This is a genomic window from Mycobacterium gallinarum, from assembly GCF_010726765.1.
GTDB lineage: Bacteria > Actinomycetota > Actinomycetes > Mycobacteriales > Mycobacteriaceae > Mycobacterium > Mycobacterium gallinarum.
Map to the genome: position 1 here is coordinate 2,795,290 of NZ_AP022601.1, position 25,083 is coordinate 2,820,372.

At 65.4% G+C, this 25,083-nt stretch carries 24 protein-coding genes and 1 tRNA gene; 8 read left to right on the top strand and 17 right to left on the bottom strand.

All coding sequences use genetic code 11. The features are described from left to right. Positions 1-9: 9 nt before the first annotated feature. The 6 genes from G6N42_RS13570 to rpmE form a co-directional block, all read right to left on the bottom strand. Entirely contained in the window at positions 10-456 is a 447-nt protein-coding gene (locus tag G6N42_RS13570) for an ATP synthase subunit I (RefSeq protein ID WP_163730055.1), read from the bottom strand. A 236-nt stretch (positions 457-692) separates the two neighbouring features. Then, positions 693-1,895: a glycosyltransferase family 4 protein gene (locus G6N42_RS13575; RefSeq protein WP_163730056.1), complete on the bottom strand. Its 1,203-nt coding sequence runs from the start codon at positions 1,893-1,895 to the stop codon at positions 693-695. Between the two features lie 21 nt (positions 1,896-1,916). Beyond that, positions 1,917-2,570, bottom strand: coding sequence for an L-threonylcarbamoyladenylate synthase (locus tag G6N42_RS13580; RefSeq protein WP_163730057.1), 654 nt, complete (start codon positions 2,568-2,570; stop codon positions 1,917-1,919). A 13-nt stretch (positions 2,571-2,583) separates the two neighbouring features. Next, entirely contained in the window at positions 2,584-3,447 is an 864-nt protein-coding gene (gene prmC, locus G6N42_RS13585) for a peptide chain release factor N(5)-glutamine methyltransferase (protein ID WP_163730058.1), read from the bottom strand. Further along, positions 3,444-4,517, bottom strand: coding sequence for a peptide chain release factor 1 (gene prfA, locus G6N42_RS13590; protein ID WP_163730059.1), 1,074 nt, complete (start codon positions 4,515-4,517; stop codon positions 3,444-3,446). The genes prmC and prfA overlap by 4 nt, the downstream gene beginning before the upstream one ends. 101 nt (positions 4,518-4,618) lie before the next feature. Beyond that, entirely contained in the window at positions 4,619-4,897 is a 279-nt protein-coding gene (gene rpmE / locus G6N42_RS13595) for a 50S ribosomal protein L31 (RefSeq protein ID WP_163730060.1), read from the bottom strand. Positions 4,898-5,108: 211 nt separating this feature from the next. On the opposite strand from rpmE, the gene G6N42_RS13600 reads away from it, so the two are divergent. Continuing rightward, the gene (locus G6N42_RS13600; RefSeq protein WP_163730061.1) at positions 5,109-5,714 is read left to right on the top strand and encodes a TetR/AcrR family transcriptional regulator; all 606 of its coding nucleotides are present in this window, start codon (positions 5,109-5,111) and stop codon (positions 5,712-5,714) included. Between the two features lie 52 nt (positions 5,715-5,766). Here the strand turns inward: G6N42_RS13600 and rho are convergent, their stop codons facing one another. From rho to argS, 6 genes are all read right to left on the bottom strand, one after another. Further along, a complete protein-coding gene (rho, locus tag G6N42_RS13605) occupies positions 5,767-7,698 on the bottom strand; it encodes a transcription termination factor Rho (RefSeq protein WP_163730062.1) in 1,932 nt (643 codons plus the stop codon). Between the two features lie 299 nt (positions 7,699-7,997). Further along, positions 7,998-8,942 (bottom strand): homoserine kinase, encoded by a 945-nt coding sequence (gene thrB, locus G6N42_RS13610; protein ID WP_163730063.1) that lies wholly within the window; start codon positions 8,940-8,942, stop codon positions 7,998-8,000. Between the two features lie 11 nt (positions 8,943-8,953). Then, a complete protein-coding gene (thrC, locus tag G6N42_RS13615; protein ID WP_163730064.1) occupies positions 8,954-10,069 on the bottom strand; it encodes a threonine synthase in 1,116 nt (371 codons plus the stop codon). Next, positions 10,066-11,391, bottom strand: a complete 1,326-nt coding sequence (locus G6N42_RS13620) for a homoserine dehydrogenase (RefSeq protein WP_163730065.1) — start codon at positions 11,389-11,391, stop codon at positions 10,066-10,068. Before G6N42_RS13620 ends, thrC begins: the two co-directional genes overlap by 4 nt. A gap of 4 nt (positions 11,392-11,395) precedes the next feature. Continuing rightward, on the bottom strand, positions 11,396-12,727 hold the full coding sequence (lysA, locus tag G6N42_RS13625; protein WP_232076573.1) for a diaminopimelate decarboxylase: 1,332 nt from the start codon (positions 12,725-12,727) through the stop codon (positions 11,396-11,398). A gap of 83 nt (positions 12,728-12,810) precedes the next feature. Next, positions 12,811-14,463, bottom strand: coding sequence for an arginine--tRNA ligase (argS, locus tag G6N42_RS13630; RefSeq protein ID WP_163730067.1), 1,653 nt, complete (start codon positions 14,461-14,463; stop codon positions 12,811-12,813). A 104-nt stretch (positions 14,464-14,567) separates the two neighbouring features. Here argS and G6N42_RS13635 point away from each other — a divergent pair. Next, positions 14,568-14,643 (top strand) — tRNA-Arg (locus G6N42_RS13635). A 1,298-nt stretch (positions 14,644-15,941) separates the two neighbouring features. On the opposite strand, the gene G6N42_RS13640 is transcribed toward G6N42_RS13635, so the two are convergent. Together G6N42_RS13640 and G6N42_RS13645 are read right to left on the bottom strand one after the other, a co-directional pair. Continuing rightward, positions 15,942-16,175 carry a family 16 glycosylhydrolase gene (locus G6N42_RS13640; RefSeq protein WP_163737476.1) on the bottom strand — a complete coding sequence of 78 codons (234 nt, stop codon included), beginning with the start codon at positions 16,173-16,175 and terminating at the stop codon, positions 15,942-15,944. A gap of 90 nt (positions 16,176-16,265) precedes the next feature. Further along, the gene (locus G6N42_RS13645; RefSeq protein ID WP_163730068.1) at positions 16,266-16,898 is read right to left on the bottom strand and encodes a GIY-YIG nuclease family protein; all 633 of its coding nucleotides are present in this window, start codon (positions 16,896-16,898) and stop codon (positions 16,266-16,268) included. A 743-nt stretch (positions 16,899-17,641) separates the two neighbouring features. On the opposite strand from G6N42_RS13645, the gene G6N42_RS13650 reads away from it, so the two are divergent. Both G6N42_RS13650 and G6N42_RS13655 read left to right on the top strand, forming a co-directional pair. Further along, entirely contained in the window at positions 17,642-18,625 is a 984-nt protein-coding gene (locus G6N42_RS13650; RefSeq protein ID WP_163730069.1) for an alpha/beta fold hydrolase, read from the top strand. Between the two features lie 90 nt (positions 18,626-18,715). Then, positions 18,716-19,660: a lipoprotein LpqH gene (locus G6N42_RS13655; protein ID WP_163730070.1), complete on the top strand. Its 945-nt coding sequence runs from the start codon at positions 18,716-18,718 to the stop codon at positions 19,658-19,660. Here G6N42_RS13655 and G6N42_RS13660 read toward each other — a convergent pair. Then, the gene (locus G6N42_RS13660; protein WP_163730071.1) at positions 19,647-20,546 is read right to left on the bottom strand and encodes an SDR family NAD(P)-dependent oxidoreductase; all 900 of its coding nucleotides are present in this window, start codon (positions 20,544-20,546) and stop codon (positions 19,647-19,649) included. The genes G6N42_RS13655 and G6N42_RS13660 overlap by 14 nt on opposite strands. Positions 20,547-20,569: 23 nt before the next feature. Then, positions 20,570-21,238, bottom strand: a complete 669-nt coding sequence (locus G6N42_RS13665) for a DUF899 domain-containing protein (RefSeq protein WP_163730072.1) — start codon at positions 21,236-21,238, stop codon at positions 20,570-20,572. A gap of 29 nt (positions 21,239-21,267) precedes the next feature. On the opposite strand from G6N42_RS13665, the gene G6N42_RS13670 reads away from it, so the two are divergent. Continuing rightward, positions 21,268-21,702 (top strand): hypothetical protein, encoded by a 435-nt coding sequence (locus G6N42_RS13670; protein ID WP_197905535.1) that lies wholly within the window; start codon positions 21,268-21,270, stop codon positions 21,700-21,702. Here G6N42_RS13670 and G6N42_RS13675 read toward each other — a convergent pair. Further along, a complete protein-coding gene (locus G6N42_RS13675) occupies positions 21,687-22,571 on the bottom strand; it encodes an LLM class flavin-dependent oxidoreductase (protein WP_174262252.1) in 885 nt (294 codons plus the stop codon). The genes G6N42_RS13670 and G6N42_RS13675 overlap by 16 nt on opposite strands. A 46-nt stretch (positions 22,572-22,617) precedes the next feature. On the opposite strand from G6N42_RS13675, the gene G6N42_RS13680 reads away from it, so the two are divergent. From G6N42_RS13680 to G6N42_RS13690, 3 genes are all read left to right on the top strand, one after another. Then, complete coding sequence (locus G6N42_RS13680; protein WP_163730074.1) at positions 22,618-23,031, top strand: VOC family protein; 414 nt, start codon at positions 22,618-22,620, stop codon at positions 23,029-23,031. A gap of 95 nt (positions 23,032-23,126) precedes the next feature. Then, positions 23,127-24,437 carry a sensor histidine kinase gene (locus G6N42_RS13685; protein WP_163730075.1) on the top strand — a complete coding sequence of 437 codons (1,311 nt, stop codon included), beginning with the start codon at positions 23,127-23,129 and terminating at the stop codon, positions 24,435-24,437. After that, positions 24,428-25,072, top strand: coding sequence for a response regulator transcription factor (locus G6N42_RS13690; protein ID WP_163730076.1), 645 nt, complete (start codon positions 24,428-24,430; stop codon positions 25,070-25,072). The genes G6N42_RS13685 and G6N42_RS13690 overlap by 10 nt, the downstream gene beginning before the upstream one ends. The last annotated feature ends 11 nt before the right edge of the window (positions 25,073-25,083 follow it).

Sequence of the window (25,083 nt, forward strand, 5' to 3'; positions counted from 1 at the left end):
AAAGCCTGCTCAACCCTTCGAATCCGTGTCCACGTAATCCAAACCGTCGCTTCGGATCTTCTTCATCACCGGGATGCTGGTGCTCATCACCAGGAGCGCCTGGAAGATCGCAAGTCCGAACACCACCCCGAGCCCGCCGTTGGTTCTGAAGACGAAGGCGATGGTGAGCGCGATCGCGGTGATCACAAGCAACCTCGCCGCCGAGTTCAGCGCCATCTTCTTCTTCAGCGGGTGTTCCTCAGCGGTGATCGACTCGACCGCCCGCTTCACCAGGAGGGCGTTGAGCAAACCGAGACCCAGTCCGACACCGAAGAAAACACCGAAGAACGGATGGCCGGTGAACCAGGCCGCGGCGACGGCGATGGCGGTGAGCGCCACGCAGACGATGAGCAGCCGCAATGGCCGGAATGCAACCGACGGAAACACCAACGGCGCGTCATGCCCTGGCGTCGTCACTGCTTCACCTCAATCCCGCGGTCAGAGGAAGTTGCCGAATGGTTCCTGTGAGTGGTCGCCCCGAGCGTATCGGAGTGCATTGGGCTCACTGGAATCACCCTGGGGTCGCTCCCTTTGTCGGTCGTTGTTCCGCGCTAATCGGTGGCTCACCGATGGCCCGGAGGCCGGCAACCCGCGAGGTTTTTTCGGGTTCTGACTGCACCCTAACACATGGTGAGAGCCATAAAAGACGTCTACTACCTTTTGTCGTACATTTCGTCTGGCTGACCGTCTCGGCGGCGCAACAGCGGGATGAGAGTCACCACGATCGCGACCAGAATCGCCGCCAGCATGACGGCGCCGGTGTAACGCGGATCGAAGAAAATCGTGCTCGCGGCGCCGACCGCGATGATGCCCACCCACAAGTAGATCAGCAACACCACCCGCCGGTGCGAATGACCGATGTGAAGCAGCCTGTGGTGCAGGTGCATCTTGTCCGGGCTGAAGGGGCTGCGACCCGCGCGGGTGCGCCGGACGATCGCCAACAGCATGTCCAGTGCGGGCACGAACAGCACGGCGACCACCAACAGGAACGGCGACAGCAAGGCGAACACGTCGCGGGCGCCGTATGCGGTCTGCGATATCGGGCCCGCGGCCGTGGTCGAGGCCGCGGCCAGCATCAGGCCGATCAGCATCGAGCCCGAGTCGCCCATGAAGATCTTGGCGGGATGGAAGTTGTGCGGCAGGAACCCCAGGCATGCTCCGGCGAGCACCACCGAGATCACGGCAGGCGGATAGAACAGGACATCGCCGCCGTGATCGCGCAGCAGCCCGATCGAGAAGATGCAGATGGCCGATGCGGTGATCAGCCCAAGGCCTGCGGCGAGGCCGTCCAGCCCGTCGACGAAGTTCATGGCGTTGACGATCGCGACGGTCAGCGCCAGCGTCAGCAGGATCGACGACACCTGGTCGAGCACGATGGTGCCGACACCGGGGATGTAGAGCACGCTCCACGCGACGCCCATCGTGACAAGCACACTGGCCGCGGTGATCTGGCCGGCGAACTTCGTCAGTGCATCCAATCCCCATCTGTCGTCGATCAGACCGATCGCCATGATGAGCCCGCCCGCGACCACGACCGCGGGCATTCCCGACGAGTACACGAACCCACGGGTGAGCGCCGGAAGCTGCGACGCCAGCAGGACGGCGCAGACCACGCCGACGTACATCGCCAGCCCGCCCATCCGCGGCGTCGGCTGCAGATGAACGTCCCGTTCGCGCGGATAGGCCACTGCGCCGAGTCGGCGGGCGATGATGCGCACCCATCCGGTAGCGAAGTAGGTGATGATCGCTGCGGTGAGTCCGACCAGCGCGAGCTCGCGAAGCGGGACGCCTGCACCGCGATCACTGAGCGCCAGCAGACTGTCTGCCGCGTAGACCACCGATGAACCGTATGCCATGTTCTCTCAGGTCGCCCCAGATCAGTCCGTCAACGTCGCCGCGTCAACGCCGAGCACCTTCGCCACCGCATCGACGGTGACCGGCCCCTGGCGTAGCACCCGGGGATGTGCACCGGTCAGGTCCACGATCGTCGACGCCGCCTGCTGCTGCGACGGTCCGGCGTCGAGGTAGACCTCGACGAGGTCGCCGAGTTGGTCGCGCGCGTCTTTCGCGGTGACGGCGGCGGGCCGACCCGAGATGTTCGCGCTCGACACCGCCATCGGCCCGACTTCGCGCAGCAGCTCGATGGCCACGGGGTGCAGCGGCATGCGCACCATGACGGTGCCGTGTGCGTCGCCTAGGTCCCATTGCAGCGACGGCGCCTGCCGCACCACGAGACTGAGGGCACCCGGCCAGAAGGCGCGGATGAGTTCGCGGGCGGTGTTCGGGACGGAGTACACCAGCCCCTCGATCGTGTGCCAGGACCCGACGAGCACCGGAACCGGCATGTCTCGACCGCGACCCTTGGCCGACAGCAGAGCCGAAACGGCCTCGCTGTCGAAGGCGTCGGCGCCGATGCCGTAAACCGTGTCGGTCGGCATCACCACCAGACTGCCGCCCTTGACCGCGCTGACGGCCGAGGCGATACCGATCGCCCGCGTCTGCTCATCGAGGCAGTCGAACATCTCCGTCATGAAGTCCAGTTTCTCACCGGTTCCGGACCGCAGTGACGAAGCGGGGCCGACCCGTCAGGTCGAAGCGACTGGTGATGTCGTCGAATCGCCCTGTCCGGGCGAACGCTTCGACCGTCTGCGCGGCAGTGGTGTCGTCGTGCTCGACGGCGCAGAGCCCGCCGGCGCGCAGCCATCGGCCGGCGAGGTCGGCGATGGCTTCGATGACACCCATCCCGTCCGGCCCGCCGAACAGCGCGTGCGGTGGATCATGTTCGGCGACTTCGGGTTCCAGATTCGCACCGTCGGGAATGTAGGGCGGGTTGGCGACGAGCAGATCCACTGAGTCGTCGAGTTCGGGAAGCAGGCCCGGTTCGGTGACGTCGGAGCGCAGCAGTTCGACGCCGGCGCCTGCGAGATTGCGCGCCGCGTACTCGAGTGCGCTCTGCGAGTCGTCGACGGCGACAATGCGGGCGGCGGGCCAGAACTTCGAAAGGGCCAACGCCAGCGCGCCGCTACCGGTGCACAGATCGACGATCACCGGGTTCGGCGACAGCTGTTGTGCAACAGACCATTCCAGCATCGCTTCGGTTTCTGGCCGCGGTACGAACACACCGGGACCGACCTGGACGGTGACCGGACCGAACGCTGCGGTTCCGACGATGTGCTGAAGCGGCTTGCGGCTGACGCGCTCGGCGACGAGTCGGTCATAGGTTTCGTAGAAGTCCGATTCGGGGGCGAAGAATGCCAACCGTCCGCGCTCCACACCGGCGGCGAATGCGGCAAGCAGTTCCGCGTCAGCCCGTGGCGATCCGACTCCCGCCCGCGCCAGTGCCGCCTCGGCGGCATCGATCGCCTGGCGGATGTTGGCGCAGGCTGGCACCCGGCCGGGCCGGGTCATGCTTGCTGAAGCCGGGACTGCTTGTCGGCGGTGGCCAGCGCGTCGAACAGAGCATCGAGGTCGCCGTCGAGGACCTGATCGAGGTTGTGCGCCTTGAAGTTGATCCGGTGATCGGCAATCCGGTTCTCGGGGTAGTTGTAGGTGCGGATCCGCTCGCTGCGGTCGACGGTGCGGATCTGGCTGGCCCGGTCCGCCGACGCGTCGGCCTGCGCCTGCTCCTCAGCGAGTGCCTGCAACCGGGCGGCAAGCACCTGCAGCGCGCGTGCCTTGTTCTGCAGCTGGCTGCGCTCGTTCTGGCACGTGACGACGATGCCGGTGGGCAGGTGCGTGATGCGCACGGCCGAGTCGGTCGTATTGACGCCCTGGCCGCCCTTACCCGAGGACCGGTACACGTCGATGCGCAGATCCGATTCGTCGATCTGGACTTCCTCGACCTCTTCGGGTTCGGGGTAGACGAGCACGCCCGCGGCCGACGTGTGCACGCGGCCCTGCGACTCGGTCACCGGCACCCGCTGCACACGGTGCACGCCGCCCTCGAACTTGAGGCGCGACCACACCCCGTCGGCCGTATCGCCCTTGCTCCTGATCGACAGCGTCGCGTCCTTGTAGCCACCCAGGTCGGAGGTGGTCTCGTCGAGCATGGTGACGGACCAGCCGTGCCGCTCAGCGTAGCGGGTGTACATACGCGCCAGGTCGGCGGCGAACAGTGCCGACTCCTCGCCTCCCTCACCGGACTTCACCTCGAGAACGATGTCGTCGGCGTCGTGCGGGTCGCGGGGTGAGAGTTGATCGGTCAGCTGGGTGTCGAGTTGCTCGACGGTGGCCTCCAGTTCGGGCACCTCGGCGGCGAACGACTCGTCGTCGGCGGCCAGTTCCCGTGCAGCGTCGAGATCGCCGCGGGCAGCCTCGAGCTTGCGGTAGGTAGCGACGATCGGCGAAACCTGGGCGAACCGGCGGCCGACCTTCCGCGCGGCAGACGCATCCGCATGCAGGTTGGGATCGGAGAGCTGGCGCTCGAGGTCGGCGTGCTCGGCGAGCAATGCCTCGATCACGGGTGCCGTGTCGGCCATGTCGTCCTCCTTACCTGCAGTGCACTCCCTCGGTTCTTGCGCCAAACGCAAACCGACGCCCGGGCTGCGCTCGTGCGCAGCATCGGGCGTCGGGAAGACAGCTAGTTGTCTGTGCTTGTTTCGGCCGACTTGTCGCCCGCGCCCTTGTTTGATCCCGTCGCTGCGCTCGCCCCGGCTCGCTTGCCGTAGCGCTTCTCGAAGCGGGCCACACGGCCGCCGCTGTCGAGGATCTTCTGCTTGCCGGTGTAGAAGGGGTGGCACTGCGAGCAGACCTCGACGTGGATCTGGCCGCCCTTCTTGGTGCTGCGGGTGGTGAACGTGTTACCGCAGCCGCAGATCACCGTGGTGTCGGCGTAGTCAGGATGAATGCCTGATTTCATGGTTTCCTCTTCAATCGTGGGCCCCGGGTCGCCCCTCCGTTGACCAGGAGGTACGGCGTGAACCGGAACCGAGGGTGTCGGCGCCATTATGCCAGGTCAACCGCCAACGGCCTAAACGCATGCGACGGGGTCGCTATTCCTCGGCCCGCTCTGGCGTGACCTCTGCGGCTGAACAGATCTGAGAGTCTGTCTACCGTGCCACAATGCCCAGGTGACAACCGGCACTGCGACCAAGAGCGTTCGCGACCGACTGACCGACGCGGCGGAGATCTGCATGCGTGCGAAAGGGATCCGCGCGACCACGGTGTCCGAGGTGGCCGAGGTCGCCGGCGTATCCCGCGGCTGGTTGTACCGCCACTTCCCGGACAAGGTCACGCTGCTCGGCGCGGCGATCGTGCGGTTGAACGAAGCGTATTGGTCTGACGCGCACGCGATGCTGGAGCAGGTCGAGGGTCTGGACCGCCAGATGGCGCTGGGCATCAGGCACGCCCGCACCGCGTACGACGATCCGGGTGCGCTGCTGATGAAGCTGCGTATGGAGGAGCCCGAGGAATTCGCCGCTTGCGCGGGGGCAGGTGTCCAGGGACTGGTGCCCGACCTGGCGGATTTCTGGTCGCGCTACCTCGTCGCCGCCCGTGATCGTGGCGAGATCCATCCCGACATCGACATTGCCGAAGCATCGGAATGGGTGGCGCGCGTGATGATTTCGCTCGCGACCGTGCCGGGCGACACCTTCGATCCGGAGAACGCCGACGCGGTACTCATCCACGTGCGCCGCTACGTGATGCCCGGCCTGAAAGCCGACCCCGCCGTGTGATTTCGGCGCGCATACGTACCCCAACGGGCGGTACGCGCGCCGAATTCGCTACCTAGTCGTTGTCCCCGGAGCCCGGAGCCGTCTTGGAGACCTGAACCAGGAACTCGTAGTTGTTCTTGGTCTTGCGCAGCTGGCTCATCAGCAAGTCGATGGCCTGGTGCGGGTCGAGGCCCGAGAGCACGCGGCGCAGCTTGTGCACGATCGCGAACTCGTCAGCCGAGAGCAGCAGCTCGTCCTTACGGGTGCCCGACGGGTTGACGTCGACTGCCGGGAACACGCGTCGCTCGGCGATCTTGCGGTCCAGCTTGAGCTCGGCGTTTCCGGTGCCCTTGAACTCCTCGAAGATCACGGTGTCACCGGTCGAACCGGTCTCCACCATGGCGGTGGCGATGATCGTGAGAGAACCACCGAACTCGATGTTGCGGGCCGCGCCGAGGAACCGCTTGGGCGGATACAGCGCGGTCGAGTCGACACCACCGGACAGGATCCGGCCCGAGGCCGGCGACGCGTTGTTGTAGGCGCGGCCCAGTCGGGTGATCGAGTCGAGCAGCACGACGACATCCTTGCCCTGCTCGACGAGTCGCTTGGCGCGCTCGATGGCGAGCTCGGCAGCCTGAGTGTGGTCTGACGGCGGGCGGTCGAAGGTCGAGGCGATGACCTCACCCTTGACCGAACGCTGCATGTCGGTGACCTCTTCCGGACGCTCGTCGACGAGCACGACCATCAGGTGGCATTCCGGATTGTTCTTGGTGATCGCGTTCGCGATGTCCTGCATGATCGTGGTCTTACCGGCCTTGGGCGGAGACACGATCAGAGCACGCTGCCCCTTGCCGATCGGCATGATCAGGTCGATCAGACGGGTCGTCAGCTTCTCCGATGTCGTCTCCAGGCGCAGCCGCTGGTTCGGGTACAGCGGGGTCAGCTTGGTGAACTCGTCGCGATTCTTGGCGTCCTCAACGGGTCCACCGTTGACCGTGTCCAACCGCACGAGCGGATTGAACTTCTGCCGCGGATTCTGACCGCCACCTTCGCCCTCCTTGGGGACGCGGACGGCGCCGGTCACCGCGTCGCCGCGGCGCAGACCGTTCTTGCGAACCATGTTCATGGACACGTACACGTCGTTGGGGCCGGCCAGGTAGCCCGAGGTGCGGACGAACGCGTAGTTGTCGAGCACGTCGAGGATGCCGGCAACCGGTTGTACGACATCGTCCTCGCGCAACTCGGTGTCGCGGTCTCCCCCGCCGCCACCTTCACCGCCACGCTCACGGCGCCTGCGGTCACGGAACCGGCGACCCCGGCGACCCCCGCGGCCCTCGCCGTCGTCGTCATTGTTCTGGTTGTTCTGATTGTTCTGGTTGTTGCGGTTCTGCTGGCCGCCCTGCTGGTCGCCGCCATCGGACTTGTCGCCGTCAGACCTACCGCTGTCGGACTTGTCGCTTTCGGACTTGTCGCGCTGTTTGGCGGGCTGCTCGTCGGCATCGGGCTTCGCATCCTGACGGCCCTGTGCGGACTGGTCGGAGCCGCTGGGGGCACCCGATCCGCGGGAGGCCCCGCGACGCTCACGGCGTGGGCGCTGTTGCTCGGTCTGCTCGCCGGACTCCGTCGTCGTCTCAGAAGCGGTCGCCGACTCGGCGGCGGGCTCTGCCGGGGCGGCGTCGGCGGCCTTGGGGGTCGTGCCGTTGGATTCGCCGCGACGCTCACGGATGGCGGCGACCAAGTCGCTCTTGCGCATTCCGGAGGCGCCCTCGACGCCGATCTGCTTGGCCAGTGCCCGCAGTTCGGGCAGCACCATCGTCGATAGTGAGCCTGCACGGTTGCCGGACGCTACGTCTTTTTCTTGGCTGGCGGTCGGTGCGGTTTCCGCGGTGGGCGTGCTGTTGGACGCTTCCTCGGCCGCGGGAGTCGAGATGTCTGAATTCACGGGGCTCGGCAGCTGGTCGTTATCGCTGTTACCGCCAGCCGTGATCAGGTCCGTTTCGGTCACGGATTTCCTTTCTTTCCCTCGCTGATCAAGTCATGCGGGGGTTCGTGCGATCAGCTAATCCGCTGAACGCGGGGGTCCCACCATTGCCTCTGCGACAGTGATCGCCGGGATTCGCCGCAAAACGGCGAACCGTCAGTCCACGAGATGAGCACTTGAAAGAAGAGTGGTCGTCCTAGTGTCGACGCAGGCAGAGACGCTGCAATTGCTGGACGAGAGCGAGAATAACCCGCTTCCGTGCTGGAAGCAAGAAAGACACTGGTTCGGATGTGACTCCTGTTGTCGGTGCGACCCAGCACAGATCAAGTCCGGGCAACGACGCCCGATGTCCATCGCACGCCCTCGCCGACCCTCATCTCACTGACGGTGAACCCGTTTGCGATGCCATACTCAACGGCTTTCGCCGGCAACTCCGATTGCGTACTCAATGCGATAACCGCAGGTCCGGCTCCGGACAGAGCCGCTGAAACGTCACAACGCCGGAGAATCCGCAGGTATTCCGCGGACCGGGGGATGGCGGCGGCTCGCTGCGGCTGGTGCAAGACGTCTTCGGTGGCCTCCATCAACAGGTCGGGGCGCTGCGTCAGCGCCACCACCAGCAATGCGGCGCGGCTCAGATTGAACCGGGCATCGGTGTGGCTGACGTGCTCCGGGAGCAGGACCCGCGTCTCGGCCGTCGAGGAGCGCTCTTCGGGGATCGCGGGAAACAGATGGATGTCCGGATGCAGCTGGATCGGCACCGCCGAGTAGCGCGGCAACACGCCTTCGTGTTCGGTCCACGACACCACTGCCCCACCGAGCACCGCCGCGGACGCGTTGTCGGGATGACCCTCGAACTCACTCGCCAGCTGGATCAACTCGGCGTCGCTCAGCGGCTCCGAACCCACCTGCGTCACAAGGCCGTTGACGACGGCAAGGCCGCCGACGACGGCCGCGGCCGACGAGCCGAGACCTCGGGAATGCGGAATGCCGTTGCGGCAGATGACCTTAAGACCGGCGACCTGAAACCCTGTGTTCTGCAGCCCGTGCTCGATCGCGCGCACGACCAGATGCGACGAGTCCAGCGGGACCTGCCCTGCGCCCTCGCCCTCGACTTCGACCACGAGGCCGGATTCGGTGACTTCGACGACGATCTCGTCGTACAGGCTCAACGCCAGGCCGAGGCTGTCAAAGCCCGGACCCAAGTTCGCGCTCGAGGCCGCAACGACGGCGGTGGCCGTCAGACCGACGGGCAGAGTCTGCGTCACAAGGGCACCTGCTAGACCAGGCCCAGCATCTCGGCCACGGCTGACGGGTCGACTGGTAGCGGGGTCACGACCGGCATGCCTTTGAGCGCCGTGTCGGGATCCTTGAGCCCATTTCCGGTGACCGTGCACACCACCATCGAGCCTTTGGCGACCCAGCCGTCCTCGATCGACTTGAGCAGCCCGGCGATGCTCGCGGCCGAGGCGGGCTCGACGAACACGCCCTCGGTGCGGGCCACCAGGTGATAGGCGGCGAGGATCTCCTCGTCGGTGGCGGCGACGAATCGACCGTCGGACTGCTCCCGGGCCTCGACGGCCGTCGCCCACGACGCGGGTGAGCCGATCCGAATGGCCGTGGCGATCGTCTCGGGATTGGTCACCGGCTCACCTAGCACCAAGGGTGCGGCGCCCGCGGCCTGCGTGCCCAACATGCGTGGCAGTCGGTCGGAAATCCCGTCGCGGTGGTATTCCTGGTAGCCCTTCCAGTACGCGGTGATGTTCCCCGCGTTGCCCACGGGCAGAGAATGCACGTCCGGTGCGGCGCCGAGAGCGTCGATGATCTCGAATGCGGCGGTCTTCTGTCCCTCGATGCGGAACGGGTTGACCGAGTTGACGAGCGACACCGTCGGATAGTCGTTGGTCAGCTTGCGCGCCAACTCGAGGCAATCGTCGAAGTTGCCGTCGATCTGGATGATCTTCGCGCCGTGCATGACGGCCTGGGCGAGCTTGCCCATCGCGATCTTGCCCTGGGGAATCAGCACGGCGCAGGTGATACCCGCCCTGGCCGCGTAGGCAGCCGCCGACGCGGAGGTGTTGCCGGTGGACGCGCACAGCACCGCCTGCTGGCCGCGAGCGACGGCCTCGGTGACGGCCATCGTCATACCCCGGTCCTTGAAGGAACCCGTCGGGTTGAGGCCCTCGACCTTCAAATGCACGGTGCAGCCGGTCAATTCGGACAGTCGAGGCGCGGGCAGCAGCGGCGTACCGCCCTCGTGCAATGTGATCGGTGTCCAGTTGTCCTCGACCGGAAGGCGATCTCGATAGGCGGCGATCAACCCGGGCCAGGGTTGATGAACGGCCTTTGGCGGGACTGTGCTCACTGCTCGTCGCGCAAGCGGATCATCGCTCATTCGCTGGTTCCTTCCAGTCGAAGCACGCTGTTGATGCCCTCCACGACATCGAGGTCGGCCAGCGCCTCGACGGTTTCGGAAAGTGCGGCGTCGGTCGCCTGGTGGGTGACGACGACGATGCGCGCGCCGCACCGTTGGCCTTCTGGGTCGACCATGCCCTCCTGGCGCACTTCGGCGATGCTGACCTCACGCTTACCGAATTCGGCTGCCACAGCTGACAACACACCGGGACGGTCGGCGACGTTCATGCTCACGTAGTACCGGGTGGGGATGAAGCCGATGGGCGAGATCGGCAGCTTGGCGTACTTGGACTCCCGCGGGCCTCGGCCACCCTGCACTCGGTTTCGCGCGGCCATCACCAGATCACCCATCACCGCGGAGGCGGTCGGGGCTCCACCGGCACCCTGGCCGTAGAACATCAGCCGTCCCGCGGCCTCGGCCTCGACGACGACCGCGTTGAAGGCGCCGTTGACCGAGGCGAGGGGGTGGGTCAGTGGCACCAGCGCCGGGTAGACGCGGGCCGAAACCCGCTGCTGCCCTTCGTCTGTGGTGAGCCGCTCGCAGATCGCGAGCAACTTGATCGTGCAGCCGAGTGCGCGCGCCGAGACGAAGTCGGCCGAGGTGACCTTCGTAATGCCCTCGCGGTACACGTCTTCGGCGGTTACACGGGTGTGGAAGGCGATCGAGGCGAGGATCGCAGCCTTGGCGGCGGCGTCATATCCCTCGACGTCGGCGGTCGGATCCGCCTCGGCGTAGCCGAGCGCGCTCGCATCGGCCAGCGCTGCGGCGTAGTCAGCGCCCGTGCTGTCCATCTCGGAGAGGATGTAGTTCGTGGTGCCGTTCACGATGCCGGCGACCCGGATCACGGTGTCACCCGCAAGCGATTGGGTCAGCGGACGGATGACGGGGATAGCACCGGCCACGGCCGCCTCGAAATACAAGTCGACGTGGGCGTGTTCGGCCGCCTGGGCCAATTCGCCGGTGGATACGGCCATCAGCGCCTTGTTGGCGGTGACGACGGACTTGCCCTGCTCGAGAGCGGACAGGATGGCCTTGCGCGCGGGTTCGACCGGCCCCATCAGCTCGACGACGATGTCGACGTCGTCTCGCGACACGAGTTCGTCGATGTTGTCGGTCAGCATGTCGACTGGGACGCCTCGGTCGTCGGCGACGCGGCGCACTCCGATACCACGCAGCACCAAGGGGGCACCGATGCGGGCCGCGAGGTCCTGCGCACTCTCCTCGATGATGCGTACGACCTGGCTACCCACGTTGCCGTAACCCAGGACCGCTACGCCGATGGGCTTTTCCTCGGTGCTCATGTGCTTACCCCACTTCCAGACTGAGTAGATCGTCGACCGTTTCCCGGCGCAGAATCAGGCGGGCTTGCCCGTCGCGCACGGCCACGACCGCCGGGCGACCGATGAGGTTGTAACGGCTTGACATCGAATAGCAGTAGGCACCGGTGGCTGCGACGCCGAGCAGATCGCCCGGCCTGATGTCGTCAGGCACCCAGGTGTCGCGCACGACGATATCGCCACTCTCGCAATGCTTTCCGACCACCCGACCCAGTATCGATGAACCTTCACTGGCGCGTGAGATCAGGCGGACGTCATATTCTGCGCCATACAACGAGGTACGGATGTTGTCGCTCATGCCGCCGTCGACGCTGACGTAGCGGCGGTACCGGTCGGTTGCGACCGCCACATCTTTGACGGTGCCGACCTGATAGAGCGTGATGGTGCCGGGGCCTGCGATCGCGCGACCGGGCTCGACGACCAGTTGGGGGGTGGGCAGCCCGACCGCCGCCGACTCCTCGCGGACGATCGCGCTCAGCTTGGCGGCTAGGTCGGCGACCGGCGGCGGATCATCCTGTGGCAGATAGGAAATGCCCAGTCCCCCACCGAGGTCGACGATCGACATCTGCGACGTCTTCTCGACGCCGAACTCGGCGACGACGTCGCGCAGCAGGCCGATGACGCGATGCGCGGCAATCTCGAACCCGGCGACATCGAAGATCTGGGATCCGATGTGGCTGTGCAGGCCCACCAGGCGCAGATGGTCGGTTGCGAATACCCGACGCACGGCGGTCAGGGCCGCGCCACTGGCCAGCGACAGGCCGAACTTCTGGTCTTCGTGCGCGGTCGAGATGAACTCGTGGGTGTGCGCCTCGACGCCGACGGTGACGCGGACCAGGACATCCTGTACGACTCCCGCCGCTCCGGCGATTTCGTCGAGCCGCTCGATCTCGACCATCGAGTCGACCACCACGTGCTCGATGCCCGCTTTGACGGCGGCAGTCAGCTCTGCGACCGATTTGTTGTTGCCGTGCAACGCAATCCGGTCAGCAGGGAAGCCGGCGTGAAGTGCGACGGCCATCTCGCCGCCGGTCGCGACGTCGAGGGACAACCCCTCTTCAGCGATCCAGCGGGCAACCTCTGAGCACATGAACGCCTTGGCCGCGTAGCGCACGTTCTGTCCGCCGCCGAACGCCGCAGCGATCTCCCGGCATCGCGACCGGAAGTCATCCTCGTCGATCACGAACGTCGGGGTGCCGAACTGCGCGGCGATGTCGGCGACGGACACTCCGGCGATAGATACCACGCCGTCGTCACCGCGAACCGTGTTGCGCGGCCAGACATTCGGCGCGAGTAGCAAGACCTCGGCCGCCGAGAGCGGACGCGGCGGCGCACCACCGTGGTGGACTTCTTCGGCGTGCCGTGGGCCGGCCGGGTGCGCGATCACATCCGCTCCGGAGCGCTGACACCGAGGATGCCCAGACCGTTGGCGATGACTCGGCGTGTGGCATCGCACAGCGCCAGGCGCGCGGAATGCAGATCATTCGGCGCTTCATCGCCCTGGGGCAACACGCGGCACGAGTCGTAGAACCGGTGATAGTCACCGGCCAAGTCTTCGAGGTAACGAGAGACGCGGTGCGGTTCACGCAGAGTCGCAGCGGTTTTCAGTACTCGGGGGAACTCGCCGAGGTTGCGGATCAGCGCGCCCTCTTTGTCGTGTGTAAGCAGCTCGAGGTGCTCGGTGCTCGCGGCAAGGCCGAGCTCGGCGGCGTTACGAGCCAGGGCGGAGAGCCGAGCGTGCGCGTACTGCACGTAGTAGACCGGGTTTTCGTTGGATGCCGACGACCACAACGCCAGATCGATGTCGATGGGGGTGTCCACCGAGGATCGGATCAGCGAGTACCGGGCGGCGTCAACGCCGATCGCGTCCACGAGGTCGTCGAGCGTGATCACCGTGCCTGCACGTTTACTCATCCGCACCGGCTGACCGTCGCGGACCAGGTTGACCATCTGGCCGATCAGCACCTCGACCGTGGCGGGATCCTGACCCAGCGATGACGCGATGGCCTTGAGTCGGGCGATGTAGCCGTGGTGGTCGGCGCCGAGCATGTAGATGCACAGGTCGAACCCGCGCTCGCGCTTGTCGAGGTAATAGGCGATGTCGGCGGCGACGTAGGCCGGCGCACCGTCGCTCTTGATGACGACGCGGTCCTTGTCGTCGCCGAAGTCGGTGGTGCGCAACCAGACTGCGCCATCCTTCTGGTACACCTTGCCCGCCTCGCGCAGCTTGGCGATCGCCTGCTCGACGCGCCCCGACGTGTGCATCGAGTCTTCGTGGGTGTAGACGTCGAAGTCCGTGCCGAACTCATGCAACGAGGCCTTGATATGGCTGAACATCAGGTCGACCCCGATGGCGCGGAACGTCTCCCGCATTTCGTGGTCGGGCAAGCTCAGGACGTCGGGTTCTTTGGCGATCACTTGTGCGGCGATGTCTTTGATGTATTCGCCGGCGTAACCGTCCTCGGGCGTCGGCTCACCCTTGGCCGCCGCGATCAGCGAGTTGGAGAACCGGTCGATCTGGGCGCCGTGGTCGTTGAAGTAGTACTCGCGTAACACGGACGCACCCTGCGTCGAGAGCAGCCGGCCCAGCGCGTCGCCGACGGCGGCCCAGCGGGTGCCGCCGATGTGGATCGGCCCCGTCGGGTTCGCCGAGACGAACTCCAGATTGATGTTCTGTGCCTTGAGCTCCTCGGAGTGCCCATAGTCCTCGCCCGCGGCGAGGACGTTGTTGATGATCACGCCCTGGGCGGAGGCGTCGAGACGCAGATTGACGAAGCCGGGCCCCGCGACGTCGGCGGCGGCGATCCCGTCGGTCTGAGCCAGCGCGGACGCCAACCAGGCGGCCAGCTCGCGCGGGTTCGCGCCGACCTTTTTGCCCAGCTGGAGGGCTAGATTCGTGGCGTAATCGCCATGCTCGGGGTTACGCGGGCGCTCGACAGTGACCATGTCCGGCAGCGCGGCGCTGTCGAGTCCGTGCTCGGAAAGCACCGCGGCCGCGGTGGTCTTGAGCAGCTCGGCCAAGTCGGCTGGGGTCACGAGGGTCCATCCTATGGTCTGACGTGGTCAGGCCCCGAATCGGTTTCCGGTCATTTCGATGCGTTAGGCTGTCGACGCCCATTGGCGCAGGTTCAAACCCGTGCGCCCCCGTAGCTCAGGGGATAGAGCGTCTGCCTCCGGAGCAGAAGGCCGCAGGTTCGAATCCTGCCGGGGGCACCATCTGACCAGCACAGATACGTGCACACCCGAGACTCCTTGGTGTCGCCAACCACCACTGATCCGTGCATCGGCTAACCGATGAACGGCACCTGACAGCCTGGCAGCCCGCTAGTGGGTCCGGTCTTTCGGCCGGCCCTCACCTCTCAACGGCGGGCCGAACATGTGGAAGGTCTGCCATATCTATCGCCAGGTCGCGGTTTATCTTCGCCGCGGCGGGTGCCGGTACGTAGGCTGGTGCCTCCGCACCTTCATCGTCACTCTCGTTTCCGAGCCCTGCGAGGCTGGCCGCTCGTCAGCCGGCGAGGCCGTCGCCCACCGGGGGTGTCCTGCGGCCTCGGAGACCGATACTCCGAATCTTTCTCTGGTCTGCTCGCCCCACCTGTGCCCGAATCATCTTCCGTGTCAATGTCTTTGGCGCTGGTTTGGCGGTCGAGCGGCTTCGGTCTATTGGGAGGGGCTATTGGCCACACCACCGACACCAGTGGTCTTATCGTCTGGGTCGCTGATGGGCGGGTTGGCATCAGGGTCAACGGTGCCGGCCGGGCGGTCCGCGTCCTTGATGGGTTCGTCTGATCCGGTGTTGTGTGTGCCTGGCCCGCCATCCACTTGCTGGGACTCTGTTTCCGGGTTGGTCATGTTTTGCTTCTTCCTTCGAGGCGGCGGTGTGACGCCGCTCACATCCGGATACCCTGGCCCTCCCACTCGAAACGGCGGTCCTATGGACGGCGCTTCAACTCCAGCGATTCTTGCGGTTGAGCTGCAGCCTCATCTTTTGCGCTACTGAGAACACTGCCGATGCTTTCGAGTGGCGGGCCAAACCTGTCCAATGCGCCCCGCACCCGGGTCGGGCGCTGCTCCAACTTCCGAACCATGTTCCACCTTCCTGAGCCGAGAGATTGAGAAGTACGTGCTGAGTCGACCCTCCCGGCTTGGGCTTGGAGCTTCCTAAAGGACTCGGCGCCCGCCGATAGCGTCCCAGCTCATGAGCAACGCAGCACCGTGGGCCATCGTGTCGAGCTAAAAATGACCAATAGTTGCAGGGAATCAGCTCGGTACTGATCAGGTATCCGATGATAGTCGCGAATCGTCATCTTGCGACGAGCGGTGTCGGCCTGATGGTGTTGAGCCCCAACGGGTTTACAGTCCAAATACCGCTTCGGCGACGGCGGAACCCCGAACCGTCCAGCCGGCATGACCAGGCGTGCCCGGGTACCCTCGGGCCTCGATCGCCAAGCATATTTTGGGACTTGGCTTTTCACCCATCTGATCGCCGTCTGCCCTAAGAGCTCGTGCGGCCGTCAGCTCCCCGCATATGACCAGATGGACACCCAATCGACCAACAGATTGCCGCGGTTGGTCCCGGTCCCTTCCGTCTCGGTCTGTAGGTGCCAGCGCATCGGCTTCGTCGGGACGTACCGCGTTGTGTCGAGCACCACGGCGTCATCGATCAGAAGCCTGACCCGGCCGGGGGCCCATTCGATGGTGTAGACATGCCAGTGGTTGAACGTCGTGGTCGACGGCCGATGGCGGATGCAGGTTCACCGGAGGGACGGGTCAATGCGACACCGGGATAAAGACCCTGGAGCACAACATGTTTCACCATCAACGCCGTGACTCTGGGCCTACGACCACTCCGCGAGCACGCGCATCTTGGCTGCCTTAACGGCCGCATCCCGACGCAGACGCTTGAGTTCCGGCGCAAACCTGTTGCGCTCGTTGTCCTGAAAGTTCAGCGGGAGATCCAGCGCGTTGATCAGCTTTGGTTCCAGGTACCACGGCTCCGGGTGCAGTACCCACGACACCGCGGCGTTCTCGGCCATCCACTGGGTCAGGACCGCTTCGCCGCCCGCGAAGGTCTGTCGCTTCCCCGAACCGATCCGGCGCAGCGCGAAGCCGAGTCGGTCGCCGAGCAGAACCCCGAGCGATTTGCGCAGGGTGGAACCGTCTGCGCTCGCATTGCCGGCTCCGAAGTGATACCGGATGCGTTTGCGAAGATCCTGCTGGTTCTGCTGCTTGCTTCCGGCCCGGGGTGGGCCGGGGCTGATTCCGACATAGAGCAGCGCCCAGCCGTCGCGTTGTTCGCACCCCGAAATATCGATGTCACCGGGGATATCGCGAAACCACCAGCCGTGGGCACCCGATTCGCTGGGCACCGGACATGGATCGGCGAATACTTCGTCACGCGTATATCGCTGAGCCGCAACGAAGTTCGCGACAGCGTTTGCGGCCCGCTTCGCGGCCATCGACTCAGCCATATACGTCAGCGTAGCCCCCGGCGAGCGTTCACCCGCCCCACTTGTTCAGCCGGCGTGCTCGAAACCTCCATGTAGGTGCCCGGTGGGTTGTCGCGTCCGGCACGGTCATCGCGATGCTGTTGAGCACCCAGCCGGCGCCGGGTGTGGCCCCCGGCAGACTCCGCGCTCGGCCTACCTGCCACTTCATCGACGATTGATGATATTGACCCTGGCCCGGCGGGAGGGAAGCTCGATCTTGTGCTGTCTTTGCACTCGCTGTCCCATTTTTGGGTTTAATCTCCCGGTAGAGGGCCAAATTACGGTAGCTGTCCCGCACCCGACATTTTTGCTAGCGTCGTCTGCGTGTTGATATCCATCGCCTACACGGTCGTGTCGGCGCTTGCATCAACCAACGGCCCCGACAAAAGCCGTCCACCGCGCCTGACGCCTCCGCTCCAGGACGATGTTGGTGCGCCGCAGTCGTACATCGTCGACGCGTGGATCGGCGGATATGCGTGCTGCGACTGCGGTTGGAGGGGACGACGGCGATGGCATCGGTCATTCGCCGTCCACGACGCGTTGCGCCACTTCGCCGCAACCAAACACCATTTCGAATGCTGACTTCCGGCGACTAGTTCACTGGAACACCGCTGAGTCACCGCCGAGGACGCCGCCCACGTCGGCGCAGCCACCACCGGTCTCCAAGGAATTCCCAAGTGCTCCCTTTAAGGCTCCTCCAAACGCCTGACGAAGGGAGAGACCCAGTGCCTGCTTCACGTCCTGACTTGCGGCCGGCCCGCAAGGTCGCGCCGTCGCTTCAGTTCCGCACCGTTCACGGCTATCGCCGTGCCTTTCGCATCGCCGGATCGGGCCCCGCGGTGCTGTTGATCCACGGAGTCGGCGACAACTCGACGACCTGGGACAGCGTGCATTCCAAACTTGCGCAACGATTTACGGTCATCGCGCCGGACCTCCTGGGCCACGGTGACTCCGACAAGCCGCGCGCCGACTACTCACTGGCGTCCTTCGCCAACGGCATGCGCGACCTTCTCGCCGTACTCGGTATCGACCGCGTCACCCTGGTGGGTCACTCCCTTGGTGGCGGCATCGCCGCACAGTTTGCCTACCAATACCCCCATATGGTGGAACGCATCGTGCTGGTCAGCTGTGGCGGTGTGACGAAGGACGTCACCCCGGCTCTGCGACTGGCAGCAGTGCCGATGGGAGCCGAGTCGCTGGCCGCGTTGCGCCTCCCGGGCGCGGTCCCCGCCCTGAAATTCGCCGGCCGCGCCGCCAAGTCGCTGCTCGGTTCGACCAAGCACGGACGCGATCTGGGCAGCGGTATCGATCTGCTCGCCCGGCTGGCCGATCCGAAGGCTTTGTCGGCGTTCGCGCGGACGGTGCGAGGTGTGGTGGACGGCCGCGGACAGTTCATCACCATGCTCGATCGCGCGTACCTCATGCCATCGATCCCCAAGCAGATCATCTGGGGCGAAGACGACATGGTGATCCCGGCGAGCCACGCGCGGATAGCTCACGAGGCAATGCCCGGTTCACGCTTGGAGATCTTCGAAGGCTCCGGGCACATGCCTTTTCGCGACCACCCCGACCGCTTCGTCTCCGTCGTCGAGCGGTTCCTCGACTCCACACTGCCCGCCGAATACGACCAAACCAACCTCGGCTCGATGATGCGGGGCTGCGGCGGGGAGGACAGCGCGCCCGAGGCGACCGATTCGATCAGCGCCTGAGCAATCCCGTGTTGCCGGCTTCCCGGCTGACTTATCGTGATCCCGCACCCGTCCGCGCAGGTTATGGGCTCGCACAGGAGGGACGACGTGGTGAAGGCTGCCGCCCCGATCAGGCTGACCGCAGCAGGTGTGGCATTCCTATGTGTGCTCGCAGGCTGCAGCAAGAGCGACGGTCAGGCATCGCCGGTTCCGTCGGAGCCTGCGAGCGGTACGGCCAGTGAGTCTGCGACCACTGACGCCGCGACGCCCGCTGATTACAGCACCCTGCTCATCACGACCGAAAACATCGACTCATCGGAACCCTTCACCGCTGAGCCGCCGATCCTCAACCCGAACGGCGACGCCGGCGTCAGCGGGCGCTTCTTCGCCGAGGACTCTTCGATGATCGGTTCCACCATCAGAGTCCTGGCCGACCCTGCCGAAGCCGCGAGGGTGCTCGAATTGACCAGGAATGGAATATCAAACGTCTCGGGCAGGTGGGAGCCGTCGCCGATCGGAACCAACGGATCGGTGATCGCGGGGACGTCGCTGGATCAAATCACGGGTATCACGGTGCTCACGTTCTCCGAACAGAACGCCGTCGTCACGCTCGAGTTCGACGGCCCCTACGGCAAGCTCGAAGGATTACCAACGGAACTCATCGATTCGGTCGCTCGGCGTCAACTGGAGATCCTGAAGGCGAAACTGCCGGAGATCGCTCCCCCCGCGCCCCTTCCCGTCGCCGCGACCATAGGCGGCAAGCCGGTGGATGTCCGAGGCCCGGTGGTGTGTAAGTACTGGAATGGCAGGTCCACCATCACCGCGGGCAACTCAATACTCAAGATCGTCGTCGAGCTCGAGCCGGACGCGTCGTTGGTACACCGCGTGGAGCTCGCCGACGTCGACGACGTCTACCTGAGTTCGCCCGAAAGCGCCGCCACCGCCACCAAGACCGGCAACACCTACACGGTCATCGGCACCGCATCTGGTGAGAGCGACACCACCCCGCCAAAGCAGGTCACCGAGCCCTTCGACATCAGCCTCACGTGCCCCTGATGGGGAATGTCGTTCCCGTCTCGCTCTCGGCGAACTCCCAAAGCTTCTGGGCGTCTTCGTAGTCGCAGGCGTTCGCCGTGCGGCCGGCGAGCGTCGGTCCGCCCTTGAATCCGAACCGTCCGTCGATGCCCACGAAACTGCCCGGCGGAATGGGCTCGCTGATGCAGTACAGCGACGTCGCGGCACCGGCGTCGATGTCGTTGCCGATGACGTTCGCGACTCTCGTCACCACCGAGTGAAACGCAGACATCACGCGGGTGTCGGAGACGTTGGACAGGTTCGAAGCCACCCAGCCCGGATGTGTCAGGAACGACGTGACCGGCGAATTCGCTTCACGCAAACGGCGATCCAGCTCCAGCCCCCACAACATGACGGCCAATTTCGAGCGCGCGTAGGCCGGAAGGGAGGACCACTTCCGCGTGCGCAGATGCGGATCATCGAAGGCGATGACGCCTCCTTTGTGGGCGTCCGAGCCGACATTGATGATCTTCGATCGCACCCGTTCGAACAGCAGGTTGGTCAACGCGAACGGGCCGAGGAAGTTCGTGCCGAGCATCATCTCGAAGCCGTCGACGGTGTCGCTTCGCGTCTGTGCGACCAGCCCCGCGTTGTTGATGAGGATGTCGACGTCACCCTCGAGCAGGTCGGGAAACGCACGCACCGAAGACTGGTCGGCCAGGTCCAGCTTGACGACGGAGGTGTCGCCGCCCATCTCGGCCGCGCGCTGGGCGCCCAGTTCCAGGTTGCGCACCGCGAGAATCACGTGCGCACCGGTGCGGACCAACGCCCGCGCCGTTCCCAGGCCCACACCGTTCGTCGCGCCGGTCACGATGATGCGCTTGCCGCTCAAATCGCCGAGTCGGCTCGGCGCCCACTGTGTCGTCACGCTCTGAGATTAGCCACACAGCATCAGTAGGAGTCGGCCAATCGCATCCACTCGTACGGCGGTCGCTGCGGCCAGCCGTCCGGTGACTGCTCCCACGTCTCCTGCCGTCCGTACGGCGTGAGGTCGAGCAGGTCGAACACCACCATGAACGGTTCCTCCCCGCGGTTGAAGGTCTGCCACGTGTGGAAGACGCGACCGCCGTCGCGCAGGAACACGCTCACCGATTGGCGCTCCCCTCCGTCGACGGTCACGCCGAAGTCCTCGTTGAACGTCGTGCCTCCCGACGACACCCACGGAAGCCGCCAGCCCATCCGGTCACGGAATTCCAGCAGCTTGGGCAGTGCAGCGCGCGAAACCAACACGAACGACGTGTCTTTCGCGTGCAGATGCGACAGCGGGCCGATGTGTTCGGCCATCATGGAGCAACCGTCGCATCCTTGCTCCCAATCGCTACCGAACATGAAGTGCTGCAGGATCAGCTGCCGGCAACCGTCGAACAGATCAAGCAGCGTCACCGCGCCCTGTTCGGAATCGAACGTGTACGGCTCGGTGATCTCGACCATCGGTAGGCGGCGCCGGGCCGCGCTGACGGAGTCCTTGAGCCGCGTCAGTTCTTTTTCCCGAAGCAGCAATTCGGCGCGCGCCTGCTCCCATTCGGAACGGGACACGATAGGCGGTAACGGCGTCGTCATGGTTCAAGCCTGCCTGATACGTTCGCCACGTGCGCACAAGGTTCGAGTTCGATTTCGTGACCACGGCGACGCCGGCGCAAGTCGTCGAGCTCATGATCGACTTCTCCCCGAACCGCCCCCACCGATGGCCGGCCTCGTCGGTCCGCGCATTCGAGGTGTATCGAATCGGAGACACCGATGCCGACATTCGCGAGGGCCAGAACTTCCCGAAACTCTGGGCGAAATGGCACTACGACTGGTCGGAACCGAACTCGGTGGTTCTGACGGTCGCCGAAAGCGACGACCTCGAGACGGGCGGCTTCATGTCGCTCACGGCGGCGCACCACGAGGGCGGCAGCGCCGTACACGGCGTGTGGCAGCAGACGTCGAAGAGTGCCAGGGGTCTCGCGGCGGTGACCCTGATACGGTTCGTCGGGCGGCGTTCGCTGTCGGCGTACTACAAGAAGGTCTACGACGACCTCTGAAGCTCCTCGACCACTTCTGCGACCTGCCGAACCTGGTCGATGTCCGAACTCGTCGGGATCAAATGGATCTCGTCAGTTCCGATCGCGGCGAATCCGCGCAGTACCTCCAGCAACTCGCCGCCGGTACCCGCCCAACCTGTGGTCGGCGCCATCGCGTCGACGTACTCGACCGGAATCCAGTTCATGTAGCGGCGCAGATGCTCGTGGACCTGTGCCCGGGTGCCATCGCCATTGCCGATCGCAAACCAGAACGACGTGGCCAGGTGGGGAGGTTGCTTGCCCGCCTGCGCCCACGCCTCGCGTGCGACGTCGAACAGCTTGTTCTCCTTGTCGACGTCCAAATCCAACGTCGTACCCGCCAGCCCGTCAGCCCACGCGGCGGCACTGCGGACGGTCTTGGGACCCATGGTGCCGACCAGCAGTTGCGGCCCACCGGCCTGCAGCGGCTGCGGCCCGACCGGTTCGACGGACTCGGTGACCTTCTCGCCGGCCCATACGCGTCGCATCACCGCGACGCTGTCGGCCATTCCGCGCATCGTCTGGGTCGCGACATCCGCGCCGACGGCGAGGTAATCCTCGTTCCTGCCGCCCACGCCGAGCCCGACCGTCAGTCGACCGCCGCTGAGCATGTCGCCGGTGGCCAGCGCCTTGGCCAGCATGACCGGATCGTGAAGCTGGGGAACGATGACGGTGGTCACCAACCGCACCCGCTCGGTCCAGGCCGACAACGCACCAAGCAGGGTCGGCGAGTCGGGGTTGCTGAATGCGATGCGCTCGCCCCAGCACAGCGACGAGAACGGACCGGCATCGATCACCTGCGCCCATTCTCGGAGCGTCGACGCGTCCAGGTCCGACTCCATCACCGGCATCGTCATCCCAATGTGCACGATCGCGATTCTGGCACGATGGGGTTTTATGGCGATCAACACCACGTCTATTGCCCACGTCCGGCTCACCGTGACCGACATCGACCAGTCCCGGCAGTTCTACGACAGCGTGTTCGGCTGGCCGATCCTCCTCGAGGTGCCTGAACAGGCCGACGCCGCGACGCGCGAGATGCTGAGCTTTCTGTTCGGCGGCGTGATCTACGACCTGGGCGGCACACTGATCGGGCTGCGCCCGGTCGCCGCTGACCGCTTCGACGAGGACCGCGTCGGTCTGGACCATCTCGCGTTCCGGGTCGGCAGCAAAGACGAATTGGACTCCGCGGTCGATCATCTCGATTTTCTGGGCGTCGCACATGAGCCGATAAAGGACATCGGCCCGGCTTACATTCTTGAGTTTCGCGACCCCGACAACATCGCGCTCGAGCTCAGCGCCCCGAAGTAGCGCAAGCCGAAATCCTAGATTCTGGGGGTTTTCCTTACCGGGTCGGGAGGAAAACGCCGTTTCGTGGACCGCGCCGGATCCATAGGTTGATAGGCATGGTCGCAGTCACCGACACGAGTCCAGAGGCCGCCGTCGCCCCCGTCGATACCGAGAATCAGGTGCGGCCTGCCCCCGCCCGCAGCATCGGCGTGGTTCCGACGGCGTCGATGGTCACCGGCGCCGCGATCGCGCTGGTGTGGTTCTGGGTTCCTCTCACCATTCTGATCGTCGGCGCCTCGTCGATCCCCAGTGTCATCGGCTTCCTGCTGGCGGGCGTCGTCTTCGTCTATCTGATGCGCGGAGTCGAATGGATCGAACGCATGCGAAGCGAGGCGGTCTTCGGGCTGGGCATCGCGGTTCCATTTCGCACGACGTCGCCGTATACCGGGTTCCAGCGCTGGGCCCATCAGCTCTGGCTGGACATCAGCAGCGCCAGGCTCTGGAAGGCCACCGCCCATCACTTTCTCCGGATGACCTACGACCTCGTGGCCACCGGGATCGCCTGTGGTCTAGTCGCTTTCGCGGTCCTGGGGCCCGCCGCGGCGATTGCTGTCCGGCAAAGCGATGCGGATGCGGGTCTGACGTTCATCCCACCGCTGTTGGCATGGCTGCTCGCCGCGGTGGCGATCGCCGCCGCGGTTTCGATTCTGATCTTCGCGCCGATCCTCGACGCGGCCATCGACCGGTGGCTGCTGACGCCATCACCGATGACCGCACTGCAGCATCAGGTCAGCGCGCTGGCCGACGCAAGACTGGGCGCGGTGTCCTCGGCGCAGACGGAACGCCACCGCATCGAGCGCGATCTGCATGACAGCGTGCAGCCGCGGCTGGTCTCGCTGGCGATGACGATCGGCCTGGCCCAGACCAAGCTGGACACCGATCTGCCCGCGGCCAAGACATTGATCGCCGAGGCGCACGACGACGCCAAGAACGCGCTCGTCGAACTGCGCAACGTGGTGCGCGGCATCGCGCCGACCATTCTGTCCGACCGCGGCCTCGACGCCGCGTTGTCTTCGGTGGTGCAGCGATCGGCCGTGCCGACGGTTCTCGATATCGACCTTCCGCGCCGACTACCCGAGGAGGTCGAGGCGTGCGCATATTTCGTGGTCGCCGAGGCTGTCACGAACATCGCCAAACACGCCAACGCCACGCAGGCGGCGGTCACGGTGCGGCTCGACACGTCGTCGAACCAGCTGTTCGTGTCCGTGTTCGACAACGGTCGCGGCGGCGCGTCGATCACCGACGACGAGAACGCCACCGGCTTACGCGGTCTGGACGAACGCGTGCGCGCGGCCCGCGGCACCTTTAGCGTCTCCAGCCCCACCACCGGCCCGACCACCGTCACCGCGGTCCTGCCATGCGCGTAGTGATCGCCGAGGACTCCGCACTGCTGCGGGCCGGCATCGAACGCATCCTCACCGACGGGGGCCACGAGGTCGTCGCAGGGGTGCCCGACGCCACCGACCTGCTCCGACTGGTCAATGAGAAGCGCCCCGACCTGGCCATCGTCGACGTGCGGATGCCACCGACCTTCACCGACGAGGGCATCAGGGCTGCCGCGTTGCTGCGCAGCCAAAACCCAGAGTCGCCCGTGCTGGTGCTCTCCCACTATGTGGAGGAGCGCTACGCGGCGGACCTGATCTCCTCGGACACAAGGGGATTCGGATACCTGCTCAAGGACAGGGTGGCCGACGTTCCCGCCTTTCTCGACGCCGTCGAGGTGATCGGCGGCGGTGGAACGGTGCTCGACCCCGAGGTGGTGTCGCAGATCCTCGTGCGCACACACCGCCGCACCGTCCTCGACCAGCTCACCGAACGCGAGCACGACGTCCTGCAGTTGATGGCCGAGGGCAAGACCAACTCGGCGATCGCTGCGGCCCTTCACATCTCGGTGGGTTCCGCCGAAAAGCACATCGCATCGATCTTCACCAAGTTCGCTCTTGCTCCCGACGAAAGCGAGAACCGCCGTGTGCTGGCGGTGCTGCGCTATCTCGAATCCTGACCGGAAGGATC

Bases quoted from the DNA above. Each gene is read 5' to 3' on its own strand.
- G6N42_RS13685 (WP_163730075.1), top strand. From the start codon at position 23,127: ATGGTCGCAGTCACCGACACGAGTCCAGAGGCCGCCGTCGCCCCCGTC.
- G6N42_RS13690 (WP_163730076.1), top strand. From the start codon at position 24,428: ATGCGCGTAGTGATCGCCGAGGACTCCGCACTGCTGCGGGCCGGCATC.
- G6N42_RS13575 (WP_163730056.1), bottom strand. From the start codon at position 1,895: ATGGCATACGGTTCATCGGTGGTCTACGCGGCAGACAGTCTGCTGGCG.
- G6N42_RS13680 (WP_163730074.1), top strand. From the start codon at position 22,618: ATGGCGATCAACACCACGTCTATTGCCCACGTCCGGCTCACCGTGACC.
- G6N42_RS13580 (WP_163730057.1), bottom strand. From the start codon at position 2,570: ATGACGGAGATGTTCGACTGCCTCGATGAGCAGACGCGGGCGATCGGT.
- G6N42_RS13645 (WP_163730068.1), bottom strand. From the start codon at position 16,898: ATGGCTGAGTCGATGGCCGCGAAGCGGGCCGCAAACGCTGTCGCGAAC.
- G6N42_RS13665 (WP_163730072.1), bottom strand. From the start codon at position 21,238: ATGACGACGCCGTTACCGCCTATCGTGTCCCGTTCCGAATGGGAGCAG.
- prfA (WP_163730059.1), bottom strand. From the start codon at position 4,517: ATGGCCGACACGGCACCCGTGATCGAGGCATTGCTCGCCGAGCACGCC.
- rpmE (WP_163730060.1), bottom strand. From the start codon at position 4,897: ATGAAATCAGGCATTCATCCTGACTACGCCGACACCACGGTGATCTGC.
- G6N42_RS13675 (WP_174262252.1), bottom strand. From the start codon at position 22,571: ATGCCGGTGATGGAGTCGGACCTGGACGCGTCGACGCTCCGAGAATGG.
- prmC (WP_163730058.1), bottom strand. From the start codon at position 3,447: ATGACCCGGCCCGGCCGGGTGCCAGCCTGCGCCAACATCCGCCAGGCG.
- G6N42_RS13620 (WP_163730065.1), bottom strand. From the start codon at position 11,391: ATGAGCACCGAGGAAAAGCCCATCGGCGTAGCGGTCCTGGGTTACGGC.
- thrC (WP_163730064.1), bottom strand. From the start codon at position 10,069: ATGAGCGATGATCCGCTTGCGCGACGAGCAGTGAGCACAGTCCCGCCA.